This is a genomic window from Pseudomonas sp. MWU13-2517, assembly GCF_023242545.1.
Taxonomy (GTDB): domain Bacteria; phylum Pseudomonadota; class Gammaproteobacteria; order Pseudomonadales; family Pseudomonadaceae; genus Aquipseudomonas.
In genome coordinates this window covers 174749-191912 of the sequence record NZ_JALMFA010000009.1, presented here as the reverse complement: position 1 = coordinate 191912, position 17164 = coordinate 174749, and the positions used below count along the sequence as shown (strand labels likewise).

At 59.2% G+C, this 17164-nt stretch carries 14 protein-coding genes; 2 read left to right on the top strand and 12 right to left on the bottom strand.

Going from position 1 to position 17164, the window contains the following annotated elements; translation table 11 throughout:
- Nucleotides 1-12: 12 nt before the first annotated feature.
- The 12 genes from M5B97_RS15200 to M5B97_RS15145 form a co-directional block, all read right to left on the bottom strand.
- Entirely contained in the window at nucleotides 13-768 is a 756-nt protein-coding gene (locus M5B97_RS15200) for an ABC transporter ATP-binding protein (RefSeq protein WP_248731923.1), read from the bottom strand.
- Nucleotides 762-1823 (bottom strand): iron ABC transporter permease, encoded by a 1062-nt coding sequence (locus M5B97_RS15195; RefSeq protein WP_123716893.1) that lies wholly within the window; start codon nucleotides 1821-1823, stop codon nucleotides 762-764. Before M5B97_RS15195 ends, M5B97_RS15200 begins: the two co-directional genes overlap by 7 nt.
- Complete coding sequence (locus tag M5B97_RS15190) at nucleotides 1820-3001, bottom strand: ABC transporter substrate-binding protein (protein ID WP_248731962.1); 1182 nt, start codon at nucleotides 2999-3001, stop codon at nucleotides 1820-1822. The genes M5B97_RS15195 and M5B97_RS15190 overlap by 4 nt, the downstream gene beginning before the upstream one ends.
- 62 nt (nucleotides 3002-3063) lie before the next feature.
- A complete protein-coding gene (locus tag M5B97_RS15185; protein WP_248731922.1) occupies nucleotides 3064-5478 on the bottom strand; it encodes a TonB-dependent receptor in 2415 nt (804 codons plus the stop codon).
- A 96-nt stretch (nucleotides 5479-5574) separates the two neighbouring features.
- A complete protein-coding gene (locus M5B97_RS15180) occupies nucleotides 5575-6552 on the bottom strand; it encodes a FecR family protein (RefSeq protein ID WP_248731921.1) in 978 nt (325 codons plus the stop codon).
- Nucleotides 6553-7068: a sigma-70 family RNA polymerase sigma factor gene (locus tag M5B97_RS15175; RefSeq protein WP_248731920.1), complete on the bottom strand. Its 516-nt coding sequence runs from the start codon at nucleotides 7066-7068 to the stop codon at nucleotides 6553-6555. It lies immediately after the preceding gene.
- A 91-nt stretch (nucleotides 7069-7159) separates the two neighbouring features.
- Nucleotides 7160-8338, bottom strand: a complete 1179-nt coding sequence (locus M5B97_RS15170) for an aminotransferase class V-fold PLP-dependent enzyme (protein ID WP_248731919.1) — start codon at nucleotides 8336-8338, stop codon at nucleotides 7160-7162.
- 16 nt (nucleotides 8339-8354) lie between these two features.
- On the bottom strand, nucleotides 8355-9596 hold the full coding sequence (locus M5B97_RS15165) for an MFS transporter (RefSeq protein ID WP_248731918.1): 1242 nt from the start codon (nucleotides 9594-9596) through the stop codon (nucleotides 8355-8357).
- A gap of 13 nt (nucleotides 9597-9609) precedes the next feature.
- A complete protein-coding gene (locus tag M5B97_RS15160; protein ID WP_248731917.1) occupies nucleotides 9610-11460 on the bottom strand; it encodes an IucA/IucC family protein in 1851 nt (616 codons plus the stop codon).
- Between the two features lie 36 nt (nucleotides 11461-11496).
- A complete protein-coding gene (locus M5B97_RS15155; protein WP_248731916.1) occupies nucleotides 11497-12657 on the bottom strand; it encodes an NAD/NADP-dependent octopine/nopaline dehydrogenase family protein in 1161 nt (386 codons plus the stop codon).
- A 28-nt stretch (nucleotides 12658-12685) separates the two neighbouring features.
- Nucleotides 12686-13729 (bottom strand): cysteine synthase family protein, encoded by a 1044-nt coding sequence (locus M5B97_RS15150; protein ID WP_123716901.1) that lies wholly within the window; start codon nucleotides 13727-13729, stop codon nucleotides 12686-12688.
- A 14-nt stretch (nucleotides 13730-13743) separates the two neighbouring features.
- Nucleotides 13744-15138 carry a Y4yA family PLP-dependent enzyme gene (locus M5B97_RS15145; protein ID WP_248731915.1) on the bottom strand — a complete coding sequence of 465 codons (1395 nt, stop codon included), beginning with the start codon at nucleotides 15136-15138 and terminating at the stop codon, nucleotides 13744-13746.
- Between the two features lie 612 nt (nucleotides 15139-15750).
- Between M5B97_RS15145 and M5B97_RS15140 the strand changes: the two genes are divergently transcribed.
- Both M5B97_RS15140 and M5B97_RS15135 read left to right on the top strand, forming a co-directional pair.
- Nucleotides 15751-16641, top strand: a complete 891-nt coding sequence (locus M5B97_RS15140) for a CoA ester lyase (protein ID WP_248731914.1) — start codon at nucleotides 15751-15753, stop codon at nucleotides 16639-16641.
- A gap of 26 nt (nucleotides 16642-16667) precedes the next feature.
- Nucleotides 16668-17069, top strand: coding sequence for a ParB N-terminal domain-containing protein (locus tag M5B97_RS15135; protein WP_248731913.1), 402 nt, complete (start codon nucleotides 16668-16670; stop codon nucleotides 17067-17069).
- Nucleotides 17070-17164: the final 95 nt, after the last annotated feature.

The following is a 17164-nucleotide window of genomic DNA, read 5'->3' as shown; positions in this document are numbered from 1 at the left end:
CCAAAGCGGGCGTTAAACGATATCGTCTATGAGTATGTGGTACAGCCCGCGACTGCATTGCTCGATTCGTGCTTCGACCTTGTAGACATTGCGCAACATCTGTTCAGTAATGACCTCGTTGCTTGGACCACTGCCTTGCGTGGTGCCCTCGGCGATGACCAGCACCTGGTCGGCAAAACGCAGTGCCTGGTTCAGGTCATGGATCGCGATGAACACGATGACTTCGCGTTGGCGGGCCACTGTACGCATGAAGTTCAGTACCTGTACCTGGCGATGCATGTCGAGGGCGCTGGTCGGTTCGTCCATCAGCAGGATTTCGGGCTCGCGCACGAGGGTTTGTGCAATGGATACCAACTGTTGCTGCCCGCCGCTGAGTTCACCGAGGTTGCGGAAGGACAAGCCGCTGATGCCCAGTGCAGCGAGAATCTCGTCGACCAGTCTCAGTTCGTTATCGTGAACGACCCAGCCCGGCGTCAGTTGCTTGCGCGCCAGCAATACGGATTCATACACCGTCAACCGCGCACTGGCATTCAGACCCTGCGGCATGTAACTGATGCCCGTCAGTCCTTTCTTCGACTCCTGCAAGATCACCTGCCCGGGGCCGTCGATCAGTCCGGCCATGCGTTTGAACAGCGTCGATTTGCCCGCCGCGTTGGGCCCGACGACGGCGACCACCTGACCGCCGAAAAACGTAGCCGTCGAGACATCACGAATGATCTCGCGCTGGCCGTAGCGGGCACCGAGACTCACCAGTTGCAGCTTCACCATGAGTTTTTCTTCCCGCCGAGAATCAGAGATATGAAGAACGGTACGCCGATCAGCGACGTGACCACGCCGATGGGGAATATCGCGCCGGGGATCAGGGTTTTGCTGACTACGGAACTGGCCGACAGAATCAACGAGCCGGTCAGCAAGGAGGCTGGCAGGAAAAACCGCTGGTCCTCACCGATCAGCATACGGGCGATGTGCGGCCCGACTAGCCCGATGAACCCGATTGTGCCGACAAACGCCACGGGAAACGAGGCGAGCAGACTGACCATGATCAGCGTCTGAAAGCGCAGGCTGCGTACGTTGATGCCGAAACTGGCGGCCTTGTCGTCGCCCAGGCGCAGTGCGGTCAGGGCCCAGGCGCGTTTGGCGAATATCGGCAGGGTGATCAGGATTACCAGACAGATAACGCCGAGTTTCGGCCACGTAGCTTTGGTCAGGCTACCCATGGTCCAGAACACCACGGCGGCCACGGCCTGTTCGGTGGCGAAGAACTGCACCAGCGCCAACAGCGCATTGAAGGTGAACACCAGCGCTATACCGAGCAACACGATGGTTTCGGCGGTGACGCCGCGACGCATGCTCAGAAAGTGGATCAGTAGCGCCGACAGCATGGCCATGATGAACGCATTCAGCGGCACCATGAATTGCGCCGCCAGCGGGAACAGCGCGACGCCGAATGCCAAACCCAACGCCGCGCCGAAGCTGGCGGCGGCGGAAATGCCCAGGGTGAATGGGCTGGCCAGCGGGTTGTTGAGGATCGTCTGCATCTGCGCGCCGGCCAGCGACAACGCCGCGCCGACCGCCACCGCCATCAGCGCCACCGGCAGACGAATATCCCACATCACCACGCGCACTTGTGGTGAAGCGCTGTCCGGTGAGAACAGGGCTCCCAGTACTTCGCTGAAGCTGTAACTCGCCGGCCCCAAAGCAAGGTCCAGCAGCACGCTGCACAGCAGCAGAACTACCAGCCCGGCAAGGATCAGGCGTTTACGCAGCACCAGCCGCCGATAGGTGTCGCGCTGCACCTCGACGGTGTCGGTCAACGAACTCATGGTTTGACCTCAGGATTGCGCAGGCTGACAAAGTAGCCCGACTCATACGGCACAGGCAGAAAACGCTCATGCAGTTCGCGAAATGAAGCGTCCGGATCGAGATCGGCAAACAGCTCCGGGTGGAACCATTTGGCCAATTGCTGGATGGCCACGAATTGGTAAGGGCTGTTGTAGAACTGGTGCCAGATGGCGTGAAAGGCTTGGTTTTCCTGAGCCTTGATGCCCGCGTAGGCCGGGCGTTGGGTATACCACGCGAGTTTTTTTCGCGCCTCGGTCATGTCCGCACCCGGGCCGACGCCGATCCAGTGACCACCAGGGGCAAAGGCTTCCCAGTTGGCCGTGGTGACGACGACGTGCGCCGGATTGGCGACGATGACCTGCTCGGGATTCAACTGGCCGAACGTGGTCGGAATGATCTGCCGGGCGATATTGTTGCCGCCGGCCATCTCGACGAACAGGCCAAAGTTTTCGTTGCCGAAACTCAGGCAGCAATCATCGGTGTAGCCACCGATGCGCTCGATGAACACATTCGGGCGCGGTGGATGCTGTTTCTCGATGACGTCGGTGACGCGGTGAATCTGCTGGTTGCGAAAATCAATGAAGGCTTCGGCGCGTTGTTCCTTGCCGAACAACTGACCGAACAGGCGCATGGTCGGCTCGGTGTTCTGCATCGGGTTGTTGCGAAAATCGACGTACACCACCGGGATGCCGAGGGCGTCGAGCTTCTCGATGTAGCGTGCGTCCTCCGTAGCGTGTTGCGCTTCGATGTTGAGGATAATCACGTCCGGGCGTTGCGAGATTGCCTGCTCGATATCAAAGGTGCCATCTTCAAAGCCGCCGAAAGTGGGGATTTTGGCGATGCCGGGAAATTTGCGCAGGTACGCGTTATAAGTGTCCGGATCCGACTGGATCAGGTCCTTGCGCCAGCCAACGATACGTTCGATCGGGTTGTGTGTGTCCAGCGCGGCAACCAGATACAGCTGCCGGCCTTCACCGAGGATGACCCGCCTGACCGGCAGATGAACCTTGACCTTGCGCCCGAGCAGGTCGGTCATTTCGGTGCGTGTTGCATCAGTTTCGCTGGCGTGGGCATTGCGCGGCGCCAGTGTCATCAGGCTCAGCAGTCCTGCCAGTAACAGCGCAGCAAACGCGAAGCTGCGTCGATCAACAATCACCATGGTCAAAGCCTTTGCAATGGTCAGTTCGGTCAACGGTTCACGCCGTGCTCCGACTGAACGTTTCAGAAATCGACAGTCGCCGACAGTAATAAGGTGCGCGGTGAGCCTTGTGAGAACGCGCCATAAGAGGCGACGCCTGACCAGTACGCGTGGTCGAACACGTTCTGCACCGTGGCGCGAAACGTAGTGGGTCGATCATCGATGCGTGTGGTGTAGCGTGCGCCAATATCAAAGCGGGTCCAGTCATCGAGTTTTTGCGTATTGGCCTGATTTACGTACTGGCTGCCGGTATGGATTGCGCCTCCCGTGAGTGTCAGGCCTTCAAGCCACGGTGTGTCCCATTCGGCCCAGAGGTTGGCCTGGACTTCGGGCACTCCGACCGGTTTGTTGCCGCGGTTGGCGGCCACCCCGGACCGGGTCAGTTCGGCATTGAGCAAGGTCACACCGCCGAGCAGGCGAGTGCCCGGCGTGACTTCGCCAAACACGTTCAGCTCTAGCCCACGGTTGCGCTGTTCGCCTTGTACCGAGAACACACCGGAGGCCAGTTCGCCGCTGGGCTTGGTGATCTGAAACAGGCTGATGGTGGACGTAAACGTGCCGTAGTCGGCCTTGATCCCGAGTTCGTGCTGGCGGGAAATATAGGGGGCAAAGATCTCGCCGGCGTTGGACGCGGTGGAGGGGGCGATGTCGCCCTTGCTGAGCCCTTCGAGGTAGTTGTAGTAGAGCGAAACGTGATCCCAGGGTTTGATCACGGCACCGAACAGCGGCGTCGTTCGGCCGTCGTCGTACGACGTAGTGACCACGCCAGCGGCGTTGTAATTGTCCGATTTGATGTTCTGTTTGCGTATGCCGAGGGTCACCTGGACACGGTCATCGAGTGCCGACAGGGTGTCCGCCAACGCCACACCGGTCAGCTCGCTTTCCGACACTTTCGGTGTGTCCGGCTTGGGGATGTAAGGCTTCGGGCGATCCACCGGGTGGTAGATATTGGACAGGATCGGTGCGCCGGAAATAATCCCGCGCGACAACACATCGCGATAGCGACTGACCTGCACCGTGGTGCGGTGACTGATCGGCCCGGTGTCAAAGCGCAGCCGCGCACCGGCATCGACGGTGTAACGCTCGACTTCGAATTTGTAATAGCCGGGGATCGAAGAGGTATCGCCCGCCGAATTGATGAGGGTCGGCGTCTGGTCGGACATCCGCGCGACATCCGATTTGCCGCCACCGGCGTGAGCGAACACGGTCAACGCGTCGCTGAGGTCGTATTCGCCACTGAGCAGCGCCGACTTGTCACGGGTTTGCGACCAGCCCCAATCCTGACTGACGTTGCGGCGGCCGTTGGCGGCGGAAGGAATGTCCACGCCCGAAGCAATGAGAAATGGCCGTGAGGCAGCGTCGAAGCTTTCTTTCTGGCTAAGCCAGTCGAAGGTCGTGCGCAGGCGTTCGCCCTGATAGTCGAGGGAAATTGCACCGATATCGACATACCGCGATTGATCGTCGATCACCGTGTCGCCCAGTTGCGTACTGCCATTGATGCGCACGCCGAAGCGGCGTTCTTCGCCGAAACGCCGACTGACATCGAGGTGGCCGCCGAGCTGCGAATCCATGGCGTAACTGGCGGTGAAACGCGACAAATCTTCATCGAGCGAGCGCTTGGGTACTACGTTGATCACGCCGCCGACCGCATTGTTCGGTGACATGCCATAGAGCAGGGCGCCGGGGCCTTTGACCAGTTCGATGCGCTCGGCGTATTCGGTAAACACCCGATAGTTGGGTGCCACGCCGTAAACGCCGTCGAAGGCCAGTTCGCCAAGGTTGCCTTCGCCAACGGGAAAGCCACGAATAAAGAACGAGTCGACAATTCCCCCGGCCTGGCCGGTGGAGCGTACCGAAGAGTCACGTTCCAGCACATCGCCAACGGTGACGGCCTGTTGATCCTTGATCAGCGCCGAAGTGTAAGTGCTGACGCTGAATGGCGCGTCCATCACATCGGTATTGCCCAGGATCCCCAGGCGTCCGCCATTGGCGACCTGGCCACCGGCGTACACCTCTGGCAGGGCATCGGTGCGTTTGTCGGTGCCGATCACGGCGGTTTCATCCAGCGTCACCCGGCGCTGCACCAGCGTGTAGCTGCCGTCGCTGCGCAACACCATGTCCAGGCCACTGCCGGTCAGCAAGCGATTGACCGCTTCCTGCGTCGAGAACTTGCCGATCAGCGCAGGACTGTTCAGGCCCTCGGTCAGCGCTGGCTCGAACGACAGCGCGATACCGGTGTCCACGGCAAAACTCGACAGGGTCGCGCCCAACGGCCCGGCAGGAATGTTGTAGGCACGCACCGCAACAGTGTCCAGTTGCACAGGCACGGCGGCCAAGGCAAACGGGCAAACCACACCGATCAGGACAAGGCTTAACAACGCACTGCGAACAACTGGTTTGAACTGACGATCCGGGCGCAGGAGGCGTGCAGCAAGCATGGATGAATGAGCCTATAAACAGGACGGAAAGGTGCTTCTCCCCAATAGCCAGTCGAAACCAGAAAAAGTATCAGCCCGAGGCGAATATTTTTTCCCTCAGGCGGGGGAAAGCATGACCCAGTAGCCATTCAGGTGGCCGCTGACGAGGATCGGGTAGGTTTGCGCCAGCATGTTCAAGGTGCGCTGGCTGTCGCTGATCGGGTAGGCGCCGGAAATGCGCAGATCGGCGATTGCCGGATCGAGGCGTACGAAACCGCGGCGATAGCGCGTAAGTTCGTCGACGAAATCGGCCAGGCGCATTTTGTCAGCCATCAGCATGCCTTGGCTCCAGGCGCCGACGTAGCGGTCGGCAGTGCTGACCTGGCCAAAGGTGTCGGAAGAGAAGTCGGTGCGTTGACCGGCGTTGACGATCAGCGGAGTGCGCTGGCGATTGTCCGCGAGTTCGACTTTCACCGCGCCTTCCAGCACGGCGAGGTGCGTGCGTGGTTGCAACTCTCGAACCGTGAAGCGTGTGCCCAGCGCCTGCATGCGGCCCTTACGGGTGCTGACCAGAAAGGGGCGGGCCAGCGGTGAAGTGTCCGCTGCGGTCTGGACCAGTATTTCGCCTTCACGCAGATGGATGAGGCGTTGATTGGTGTCGAACAGCACGTCGATGGCAGTGTCGGTGTTCAAGGTGATTTTCGAACCGTCGGCCAGGGTCAGCTCGCGTTGCTGGCCAACGGCCGTGCGATAGTCGGCTGACCATTGCTGGGTTTCGGCCAGCTTCCAACTGCCCCAGCCGGCCGGCAGGATGGCCAGAATCATCGCCAGTTTGCCGAGTGCTGCGCGCCGTTCAGGGCTGCTTGGACGATCGAGTGCCGACATTGCCAGTGAAGGAGGCAAGCCACCTAGCTTGGTCTGCAGCAACTGCGCGCGCGCCCAGGCGCGACCGCGCTCGGGGCTGCTGGTTTTCCAGTATTCCCATTCGCCGCGCTCGCTGTCGCTGAGTTCGCCGTCACTCATGCGGATCAACCAGTCGGCGGCTTCTTCCAGGGCCTGGTGATCGAGGTGCGGCTCATGGCGGCGGCTGAGCATTCACTCCACCAGCAACAGGCACTGCACGAAGGCTTGCTTCATGTAGCGTTTGACGGTGATCAGTGAAACACCCAATTGCTCGGCGATGTCGTCGTATTTAAGGCCGCTGATCTGTGACAGCAGGAACGCGCGTTTGACCAGCGGCGGCAGGGCGTCAAGCATCGTGTCGATTTGGTGCAGGGTTTCCAGGACCATGAAACGCAGTTCCGGCGAAGGCACTTCCGGCGCCGGTACATGGGCGAGGGCGTCCAGGTAAGCGCGCTCCAGCGCCTTGCGCTGATACCAGTTGACCAGAATGCCCTTGGCCACGCAGCTCAGATACGCGCGCGGCTGCTCAATGACGGTGACTTGCGAGGCGAGGATGCGGGTGAAGGTGTCCTGCGTCAGATCCGCCGCATCCATGGCGTTACCCAGTTTTTTTCTCAGCGTCGCGTACAGCCAGCCGTGATGGCCGCTGTACAGGGCTTCGATCGCGCGCAGGTGCTTGTCGTTATTCGCGGGAAGGGTTTCGCTCATGGCTGCAAATTTTCATGCAATTGAGAAGTATTCCCAATGCTAGTTTACAAAGCCGCTGGGACGCAAGCACCGATTGGTGTCCGCTTCAGACTCACGACAGACGACTCAGCGCAGCAATCATCGTGTCGATTTCCGCCTCGGTGTTGTACGCATGCACCGAGGCACGGCTGACTTCCAGCAATTCCCTGTGTTGCATGTCGAGCAGGGTCGAGCGGAACGTCGAGGTGCTGACGTTGACGGGTTTTTCCTGGCCGGCCAGCCACTGTTGAACCTGCGCGGCGCTGTGGTTTTGATGGGTGAACGTGACGATACCGGACTTCTGCCTCCCCAGATCCTGTGGCGTGACGCCGGGAAGCTCTGCCAGTCGTTGGCGCAGGTACCCGGCCAATTGTTGAATCCGCAACCACATCGGTTCGATACCTTGCGCCAGCGCGTATTCCACCGCCGCACCGAGGCCCAGCTTGGCGGCGACGTTGCATTCCCAGTTCTCGAAACGCCGGGCGTCGGCGCGGATGGTGAACGTGTCGGCGCTCTGCAGCGCGGCGGCATGCAAGTCGAGAAACGCCGGCTCGAGGTTCTGACACAGGGCTTTTTCGACATACAAGAATCCCATCCCGCGTGGCCCGCGCAGGTATTTGCGGCTGGTGGCGGCGAGCATGTGGCAACCGATCTTCTGCACGTCGATCGGCATTTGCCCGACACCCTGGCAAGCGTCGAGCAGAAACAGCACGCCGGCCGCACGGGCGAGGGCGCCAATCTGCTCGATGGGCTGCACCGGGCCGCCATTGGTGGCGATCACCGGCAGCGAGACCAGCGCGACCCGTTCATCGTGAAGTAACTCTCTAAGTGCCGATAACGAAACCTGCCCGTGCTCATCATTAGGGATGAGCCGAATCTCGATGCCACGCCGCTGCTTCATTTGCAGATAGGGAATGTAATTGCCGGCGTACTCGGTGGTCGACGTCAGCACCACATCACCGGGTTGCAACGGCAAGGAGTAGAACGCCATGTCCCAGGCGCGGGTCGCGTTTTCGATCACCGCGATTTCGTCAGGCTCGGCGTTGATCAAACGCCCGATAGCGCCATAGACGTTCTCCACCTGGGCCGACTGCTGCGCGGCCGCTTCATAGCCGCCCAGACTCGCTTCAAGCTGAATATGACGGGTCATCGCGGAGATCACCGACGAAGGCATCAGTGCGGCGCCAGCGTTGTTGAAGTGGATCAGGTGCGCGACGGCGGGGGTGTCGGCGCGCAGTTGTTCAATATTCAAAAGCCAGACTCCTTGATCAATCCCCGGGTGGGGCGGGGCTTGCCTGCATCACTGCGGGCCAGTAGCGCAGCGCGACAATCGGGATCAGCGCGACGATGTAGGCCAGACATACGAACAGATAGGTGTACTGCAAACCGTAGACCTGACTGAGCAAGCCGCCAGCCGATATCCCCGCAATCGAGGCGAATTGCGCGGTGCCCTGAGCGATTCCCAACACATGGCCTTGCTGCGAGCTGTCAGCGGTTTTCGAGATCAGCGCCATCAACACCGGCGTTGTTGCACCGAGCAGTACGCCCCAGATGAAGTAGGCGATCACGAACACCAGCGGGTTACGGGTTACGCCGGCCACCGCAGTGAGGACGATGCAGCCGATCACCACGTAGGTCATGCGCTGCAAAGTGTCCTGCTGGCCGCGGTGTTCGAAGTAGCGCGACCAGGCCGTGGCCGACAGAATGAAGCCCAGCGCCAGCAAACCGTAGCAGAGGCCGACCACCGAATTGCTGACCTCGAACACCGAGCTGACATACAGCGAGAACGAGGTCTGCGGCAGCATCCGCGCCAGCAACAGAATGCCCATCACGCCCAGCAGCGACAACAACGGCGAACCTTGCCAGAGGCTGGCGGAACGCGCCGGCGCGGTCTTGTCCACGACCACGGTTTTTTTCACCGGCGGCACGTCCGGCAAGGTCACGGCGGCGATCACGGTACACACCGCACACAACGCCGAAGCGATGATATTGATCCAGAAGAACGTCGCGTAATCGAGGATCAAGCCACCGACCACCGCACCCAGCAGCGAGCCGACGTTGGTAGAAATTTGCAGAATGGCGAACAGCCGTGCTCGTCGCGACGGCGCTTCGATACTGACGCCATAGGCCTGTGCCGGGGCGATATAGCCGGCAAACGCGCCTTGCAGGAAACGCAGGACCAGAATCACCCAGATGTCACTGAACAGGGCCAGCCCAAGCTGGGTCAATGACAGGCCGGCGAGGGCACGGATCATCATCAACTTGTGGCCGTAGCGATCGCCGATCCGGCCCCAGAATGCACTGGTCAGAATAATGCCCAGCATCGGCCCGACGTACACGGCGATGCTGGCAAAGCTGAAAAGCGACTCTGACGTCGTCAGCCCACGCAGGTGGACAGGCCAGAACGGCCCGCTCATTTCCATCGCGCCCATCGATACCAACTGGATCGCAAATAGAAGATAAATCAGGATTCTTACTCTCGAACCCTGGATGGCACCTGCATGGGACATGAGTCAGCCTCGGTTAAACGCTAGCGAGCGGGTTGGTCAGTGTGTGTTGCAAACGATAGTTGCTGTACTGCATCAAGTGCATGCGCAACAACGAGCGCGTCGGCCATGGATCTTCGACGAACGCCTTGTGCTCGACTTCCCACACGTCTGCCGCGACACGGTCGCGCACGGCTTCGAAGGCGAGGTCGGTTTCCTCGCGCAACACCTGCCAGAGCCGCGTGTTGTTCAAGCCGTACTCCTTGGTCAGCCACAAGGCGATCTCATGCAGGTGCGTGAGGAACGCCGCGTCGAGCACAAACATGCGCACCGGCTCGATATCACCCGAGAACACCGTCGGCAGAATACCCGGTTGCACATGCGGTTGCAGGCTGTAGCCGCGTCCTTCCAGCAAGGGCGCGTACGTGCGGCCATCGCCAAAATCGCGGATCAGCAAACTACGCGCCTTGCCGTCAGGGGAGAACAGCACCATGGTGTTTTGCTGATGGGCTTCGAGGCCGATGCCGTACATCAAGTAGATCGCCACTACCGGGTGGGTGACGACTTTGGCGTATTCGCGGAACCAGCTCTCGACCTGCGCGGCAGTGGCGCGCACGCCGTCGCGTTCGATCAGGTCGGTAAACAGCGGACGACCGTTGCCGGGCAAACGGGTGAACAACGCCGCCACAGTAATCGGCAGGCAGTCATCCTGGCGTTGAAACGCGGGTGCACTGGCGCGATAGACCACGGACAAATGCCGCCCTGGATGATCGTCCTGAGTCACCGCGTTTTTGTAACGCACACCGATTTCTTCCGGGAAGATTTCCAGGCGCTGATCGAAGCCATTTTCCACCTCGAGAATCTTGCTGATCACCGTGCTGATGCGCGGCCCCATGTGAATCGACTTGGCTTGCAGACTGCGCAGTTCGCTGGTCATCCACACCGCGATCGGCAGTTTGATCAGCGGCGCGCAGTCATCCAGCACCGGCATCATCGTGCGATACGACATGGTCGGCAGGGTTGGCAGGTCCGGACCGTCAGTGATCAGAATGCCCTCGGCGATCTCCTGCGCGAAGGTTTCCAGCACGTAGGCCTGCAAATGCCAACCGTGGATCGGCAAGGGCAGCCACTGGTTTTCGTTCAGCCCCTTGTTGTTCAGTGAGGCTTTCCATTGCTCCCACTGCGCCGGGAAGTTCTCGGCGAACCAGGTGCGGTAATCGATCACGTGCGGCATGCTTTCGGTTTTCGCATTGTCGGCACGCAGTGCGGCGATGCGTAGCGGCACCTGTGCATTGAACTCGGGCGACAGTTGCTCGACTTCCTCATCGGTCAGGCCCGGGCGGGCTTTCCAGGTCGGGTAATACGGGTGGCCTTCCAGTGAACCCCACTGGTCGAGAAGAATCGCGGCGTCCTTGGTATTGGCGTGTTGGCGCAGGTAGTCGGTGAAGCTGTCGAGCCCGGCATCCTTGCCGGCCTGCTGCAGTCGGGCATTCCAGTGCTGGCGATGCTGACGGGCGTGGGCATCGTTGGTCAGGCTGTTTTCCATGTCGGCCTTGAGCCCGGCCAAGCCTTCGTCGGTTGGGGCGAAGTCGAAACTGTCACGCAGCACATCGAGCATGTCCTGATGACTGCTGATGAGCTGGCGCACGCCTTCATCGGTCACCAACACTACGTCACCGTCGTTGATCACGGTATCGGCCGGGCCTTTGGCGATATCGGAAAAGGCCAGATGGGCGTGGCCGCCCTTGAGCGGATAAGTGGCTTGGTGGCCCTCGACGGAAAAGCGCAGGGCCGATCGGTCGAGGATGTTTTCCGCAAACAGGCAGCGCACCAGACGGCGCATGGCGTTTTTGCGGGAGTAGGCGATCAGTGTCTTGAAGTCATCCATATCAGCGGTCTGCTCGTCGAAAATTGAATAGAGAGATCAAGCGGCGGCACTTGTCGTGTGCGGCCATTGGCTTGGGAAGTAATCGAGTGCCGAGTCGCGCAGGCCTTGCATGTAGGCCACGCTCCACTGCAACACTTCCTCGATGTAAGGCACCTTGAGGTCGAAACGTTTGGCCATTTCCGCCAGCAGCACCAGACCGTAGGCGACGTCTTCGTTGAAGGCGCGGCTTTCGCGCTCGATCACGTAACCGGCGCGGTTGTCGGCGGCCGGCACCATCGGCGCAAGGATGTTGTTGTAGGCCTGATTGGTGCGCAGTATCGAAAGCATGCTGCTCGGGTCGCGGATCTGCTCGCCGTAGGCCTCGACGATTTCCTGTTTCAGGGATTTCACCGAAGACAGGTCGATGTCCAGGCGCTGGCTGATCACTGCACACAGCGCCTGACTTTCCTGATCCATGCGTTCGAGGAAATAGGCGCCGAGTTCCGGGCACTCGGTCCACCAGCACATGGGTTGCGGGAAGATCTTGCGATGCCACTGGCCGTAGGGGCCGATCAGGCCGTAGATCACCGAGCTGTGCATAATCGGGTTGCCTGGCGTCAGCGTGATTTCCAGATAATGATCGAGCATCGTCACGCAAGGGCCGTACAGTCTGATCAGTATCTTTTCCAACAGTTGGCGCGCTGTTTGCGGCTCCCGAGCGTGGGTCGCCACATACAACTGGCTTTTGCCACCACCCATTTTAATCGAGCGTCCCGGCGTCAATTCGAACGCCGTATGCGGCACATCCTTCATGCCCCAAATCACCACATTCGGCCGGTTGGGCAGGGTGGCTTCGGCCAGCCAGTCGAAACCGCAAAAGCCGGGAATGGCACCGATAAACACCGGTTTGCTGGTGGTCAAATGCGGTGCGATATCCTTCAGGGTTTGCGGGCGGGCATGGGCCGGCACGGTGATGATGACGATGTCGGCATCTTCAACCGCTGCTTTGGCATCGCTGGTCACCCGATCCAGTCGGGCGCTCAGGGTCGACCCGTCGGGCAGCAACGCCTGCATCGGCGTCTGGCGGGCGTGTTGTTCGATGACCTCCTGATTATGGGTGTGCATCGAAACCTGGACATTCGGTAGCTGCTTGAACAGGATGGCGTTGAGATGGCCAGTCCTGCCGCCACCACAGATAGCGACTTTCAACAGATTCATCGAGAGGCGTTCCTGTGTGAAGGGGGGGTCATGCGACGCTCAGTTGCAGCGGCGCGGAAACGGTGTCCAGCCATTGGGTCTTGCCCAGCCAGGCGTCCAGTTGCGGGGCGATGCTCGGGTCGATCAGATCGCGCTCCTGCAGCCATTTGTCATCGAACACCGTGTGCAGGTATTTCTCGCCACCGTCGGCAATCGGCACCACGACGTTGCCGGTCAGCACCCCTTTGTGGATCAGCTCCAGTGCCTTGAAAATCGCACCACCGGTCGAGCCTCCGACCAGTAAGGCGAAGTTGCGCGCGATATAGCGGGCGGTTTCGAACGCCTGCGAATCGGTGACTTGCACGCCAAGATCGATGCAGCTGTAGTCGAGCACCAGGCCCACGGTGTCACCGGCCGGCGTACCGGTGCCGGATTGGTAGTAGGGGTAGCCGGGGTGACCGAAGACGATCGAACCGGCGGGTTCCACCGCGACGGTGACAGTGTCCGGGTTGTGCACTTTCAGGCCGCGCGCGATGCCGGTCATCGAGCCGCCGGTGCCGACACAACCGACGTAAGCGCCGACAGCGCCTTCAGCCTGGGCAATGGTTTCGCGGACGAAATCGCTGTAGCCGCCGGCATTGGCCGCATTGTCGGACTGGTTCATGAACACCGCGCCGGGAATCTCGCTGGCCAGCTCGGCTGCCATCTGTTGGCGCTCGACTACGGCCACTTCATCTTCGCGATAGGTGCCTTTGACGAAACGAATGTCGGCACCGAGGGCCTTCATCACGGCGATCTTGTCTTGCGCGGCGTGGTGATCGACCACGGCGATGAAATGCAGACCGAACTCGACCGCAGCCATGGCCAGGCCAATCCCGGTGTTGCCCGATGACGATTCGACAACGACACCGCCGGGTTTCAGGCGACCGGACTTGAGCGCCGCCAGTACCATGTTGCGCGCCATGCGGTCTTTGATACTGCCGCCGGGATTGTTCTTTTCAATCTTCAATAACAAACGGGCGTTGGTGTCCGGAACATCAATGCCCAACATCGGTGTATTACCGATAAGGTCCGAGACTTTGTTCAATATCATTTTAATTGTTCCCTTTAGTAGTCAGGTGAAAACGCATAGTTACCTTCCGTACAACAGGTCGCCGTCAACCGCTGGGGCAGCGGATGGCGATGAAACTCGTTTTCCAGCAAGTCCATCTGATAACCGGCGGTGTTGACGTAAATCAACAGGTCACCGCAGCGGGGTTGGTTTGCAAAGTTGATCAAGCGATAAGTGATGACGTCATCGTCGAGGCAACTATGCCCAGCGATATATGCCTGGGTTTGTGTAGGTGGGTGCTGTTCTGCGCTGATCAGGATCGGATCAATCAAATATTCAGAGGCGAACCAGGTTTCGCAAGCGCTGAAACTACTGCCTTCGACAAAAATGACGGTTTTATTGTCGGCCAGCTTTTTTGTGCGCGTTATACGAAATATTGAAATCGCCGCTTGGTCAACCAGGCTTCGGCCCGGTTCCAGTGCCAGGGTTATATTTTGCTGAATCAAATAGTTGGCAATTGACAGCCCCGGTGAATGTTCGGCTTCGAGTAATAACCTCAACCACTGTGGCGCTGTCAGTTTGCTGCCGTAAGGGTAATAAGCGGCGGGAACGGTCTGGTTGTAATAATGGCTCGGGTTATTATCATTTTGCAGGAACTGCGCGTAGGTCTCAGGCTCGACATAACGAATCGGCAAACCGCCGCCAATGTCGATCATCTGCGGATTCAAGCCGATTTCCCTCGCTGCGTCGACGAACCCGGTGACTTCACGGAACGCTTGCGCACGGGATTCGAATCCATAGCCACCCAGATGGAAATGAAAGCCCTCGAAGTGAAAAAGGCGGGTGTGTTTCGTCAGCCGTTGCAAGCATTCGAGCATGTCTTGCGAACCCATGCCGAACCGGCTTTTTGCACTGCTTTTTGGCCTGTATCGCAGTAAAACTCGGACTTTTGCAGGGGGTGGCTGCGTTTCAATTACGCCATGCAGATGATCGAATTCCTCCAGCGAGTCCACGCAAATGAGTGAGCCGGCGCCGATCAGCGCTTGATGGAATACCGCCGTTTTCGCCGGTCCCGTGGCGCAGATTTTTCTCCCGGGCGTACCTGCGCGCAGCGCGGCATGCAATTCGTGGACGCTCGACACATCGACACCGATACCCGAACTTGCGGCTGCGCTGAGCATGCTTTGCGACTTGTTGGCCTTGGCCCCGTAGAAAATCGCGTGGGGCACGTTGTACTGCTTTAACACCGTCAGCAAGGCCTGCGTATTTAATTCAAATGCATGGGGCCAGACCAGATTCAACGGCGATCCATGCTGTTCTACAAGATCCGCAAGTGTCGTCGGGAAGTTGTTGATAAACGTGGCAATAACCGGGTCGATCAGTGGCTTTAATAGCTCCGGATGATGGACTTTGTTTTGCAATACGACCGGCAGCGTATTTGTTTTAGGCATAGTTGGCCCCTGGCGTTGGAAGTGACCTCGCCATTGATATTTCAATAACTAAACGTTATCGATTTTTTAATGTGTTAGCTCGTCAGAAACGAGGTTGTAAATGGCTCGGAGGTGGATGCCAGACAAAATTCGATGCTGATTCAGAAACGCAAGTCTTCATAAATGGTTCACAAATCAATTGCATGAGAACCCCATTCCATAAGGTTTGCACGGATGTATGAGCTGACCGGTAGTTATAGGTCAGCGCCCTGTAAATACCCGTGATTGATGTTTAAGTGACATCACTGAAAGGTACTTCCCGAGATACGAATGTCTTGCTTTGAAACGAGGATAGTTCCTCTTGGCGGGGTGAACAATATTGCGAACAGGAACGATTATCAAGTAAGGTTTTCAAATATTTTTGAATAAACACCTGCTCCAGGCGAATCCATGAACGTGCATTTACACGCTCAAGGACTCGTTCGTCCCGAGATTAAAAAGTCTCTTAATTGCTTGATCAATAAGGCGTTAAAGGCTGTTGCAACAAGCCCCGCAATAGCAGGCAAATCCGCCGTTCAAGGGGCCTGAAAATTTTCACAAACCACGACTGGTTCACGTCATAGGAGCAACGCCATGCAATCCGATCGACTCAACCGCAAAGCCCCACTCGCGATCAGCTACCTGTTCGTGCCGGGCAATCGCCCCGAGCGCTTTTCCAAAGCCTGCGAAGCGGCGCCGGACGCAATTATTCTTGACCTTGAGGATGCCGTTCATCCGGACAGCAAAGCCGCTGCCCGCACCGCCATCCGGGTATGGCAGGAGGGTACGCCGAGTGTTGCCTGCGAGCGGTATATCCGCCTGAACAGCGTCAGCAGCGCGCTGTTTGTCGAGGATCTGAATTGGCTCAGCGACCTGCGCTATCCCGAGCGATGCGACGGGATTTTCTTGCCCAAGGCTGAATGTTCCGAGGCACTGGCGCGCGTCGTCGAGCGTTTGCTGGAATGGCAACCGACGCTTGCGATCGTCGCCATCATCGAGACCGCCAAAGGTTTGCAACAGATCGAGTCGATCGCTGCGATTCCGGGCTTGGCGCGGTTGGCGTTCGGTTCGCTGGATTTCTCGCTCGATATCAGCTGCAGCCAAGTGCCGGAGGCGTTTCTGTTCGCCCGCAACCGCATCGTACTGGCTTCGCGCACGGCGGATTTACCGTCGCCGATCGATGGCGTGTCGCCGGCGATCGGCGACCTGGCGGCGGTCGCCAAGGACGCGCATTACGCCCGTTCGTTGGGGTTCGGCGCCAAGTTGTGTATCCATCCCGGCCAACTGGCCACGGTGCAGCGTGCGTTCCTGCCGGATTCACGCCAACTGGCATGGGCCGATCGGGTGATGAGAGCGGTTGCGAGCGGCAGCCATGCGGTGCAAGTGGACGGCGAGATGGTCGATTTGCCGCTGATCGAACACGCCCGGCGCCTGCTTGAAGTGGCTGGTCAGCATGCGCCCGTCGTCCGCGCCGACGCCTGCTGACATCCTCGGCGAATCAGGAGATCCCCATGGACCACGGCTATCAGATTGCACTGCGGCCACTGTGTGAAGTGTTGCAGTCGGAGCAGGTCGACCCGACCAACGTGACGTTGCTGCGCGAGTCGATTGTTCGCGCCGGGCATTGGCTGGAACCGATCATCGTCGAGCGCTCGCGCGGCATCGTGATGGACGGCAATCACCGTTTCACTGCGGCGTTGCAACTGGGATTGAAACGGGTGCCGTGCATCCAGCTCGATTACACCGATCCGCGGGTGTGCGTGCGGCATTGGCAAACCGGGCAGGCGTTCGAGGTGGCGCGTATTTTCAGCACCATCGCTCGCGGTGAGATATTTCCGTACAAGACCACCCGGCACGCTTTTGACCCGGCGCTGCCGGTGGTCGCGATTCCGCTGGAACGCCTCTACGCCTGACCCTGTGCGGACCTCAGCAAAAAAACTGTACTGCGGGTGATACTTTTTCGCGGGTCGACTGGCAATAGGAGTGATTACCATTTTCTCTCGATGAA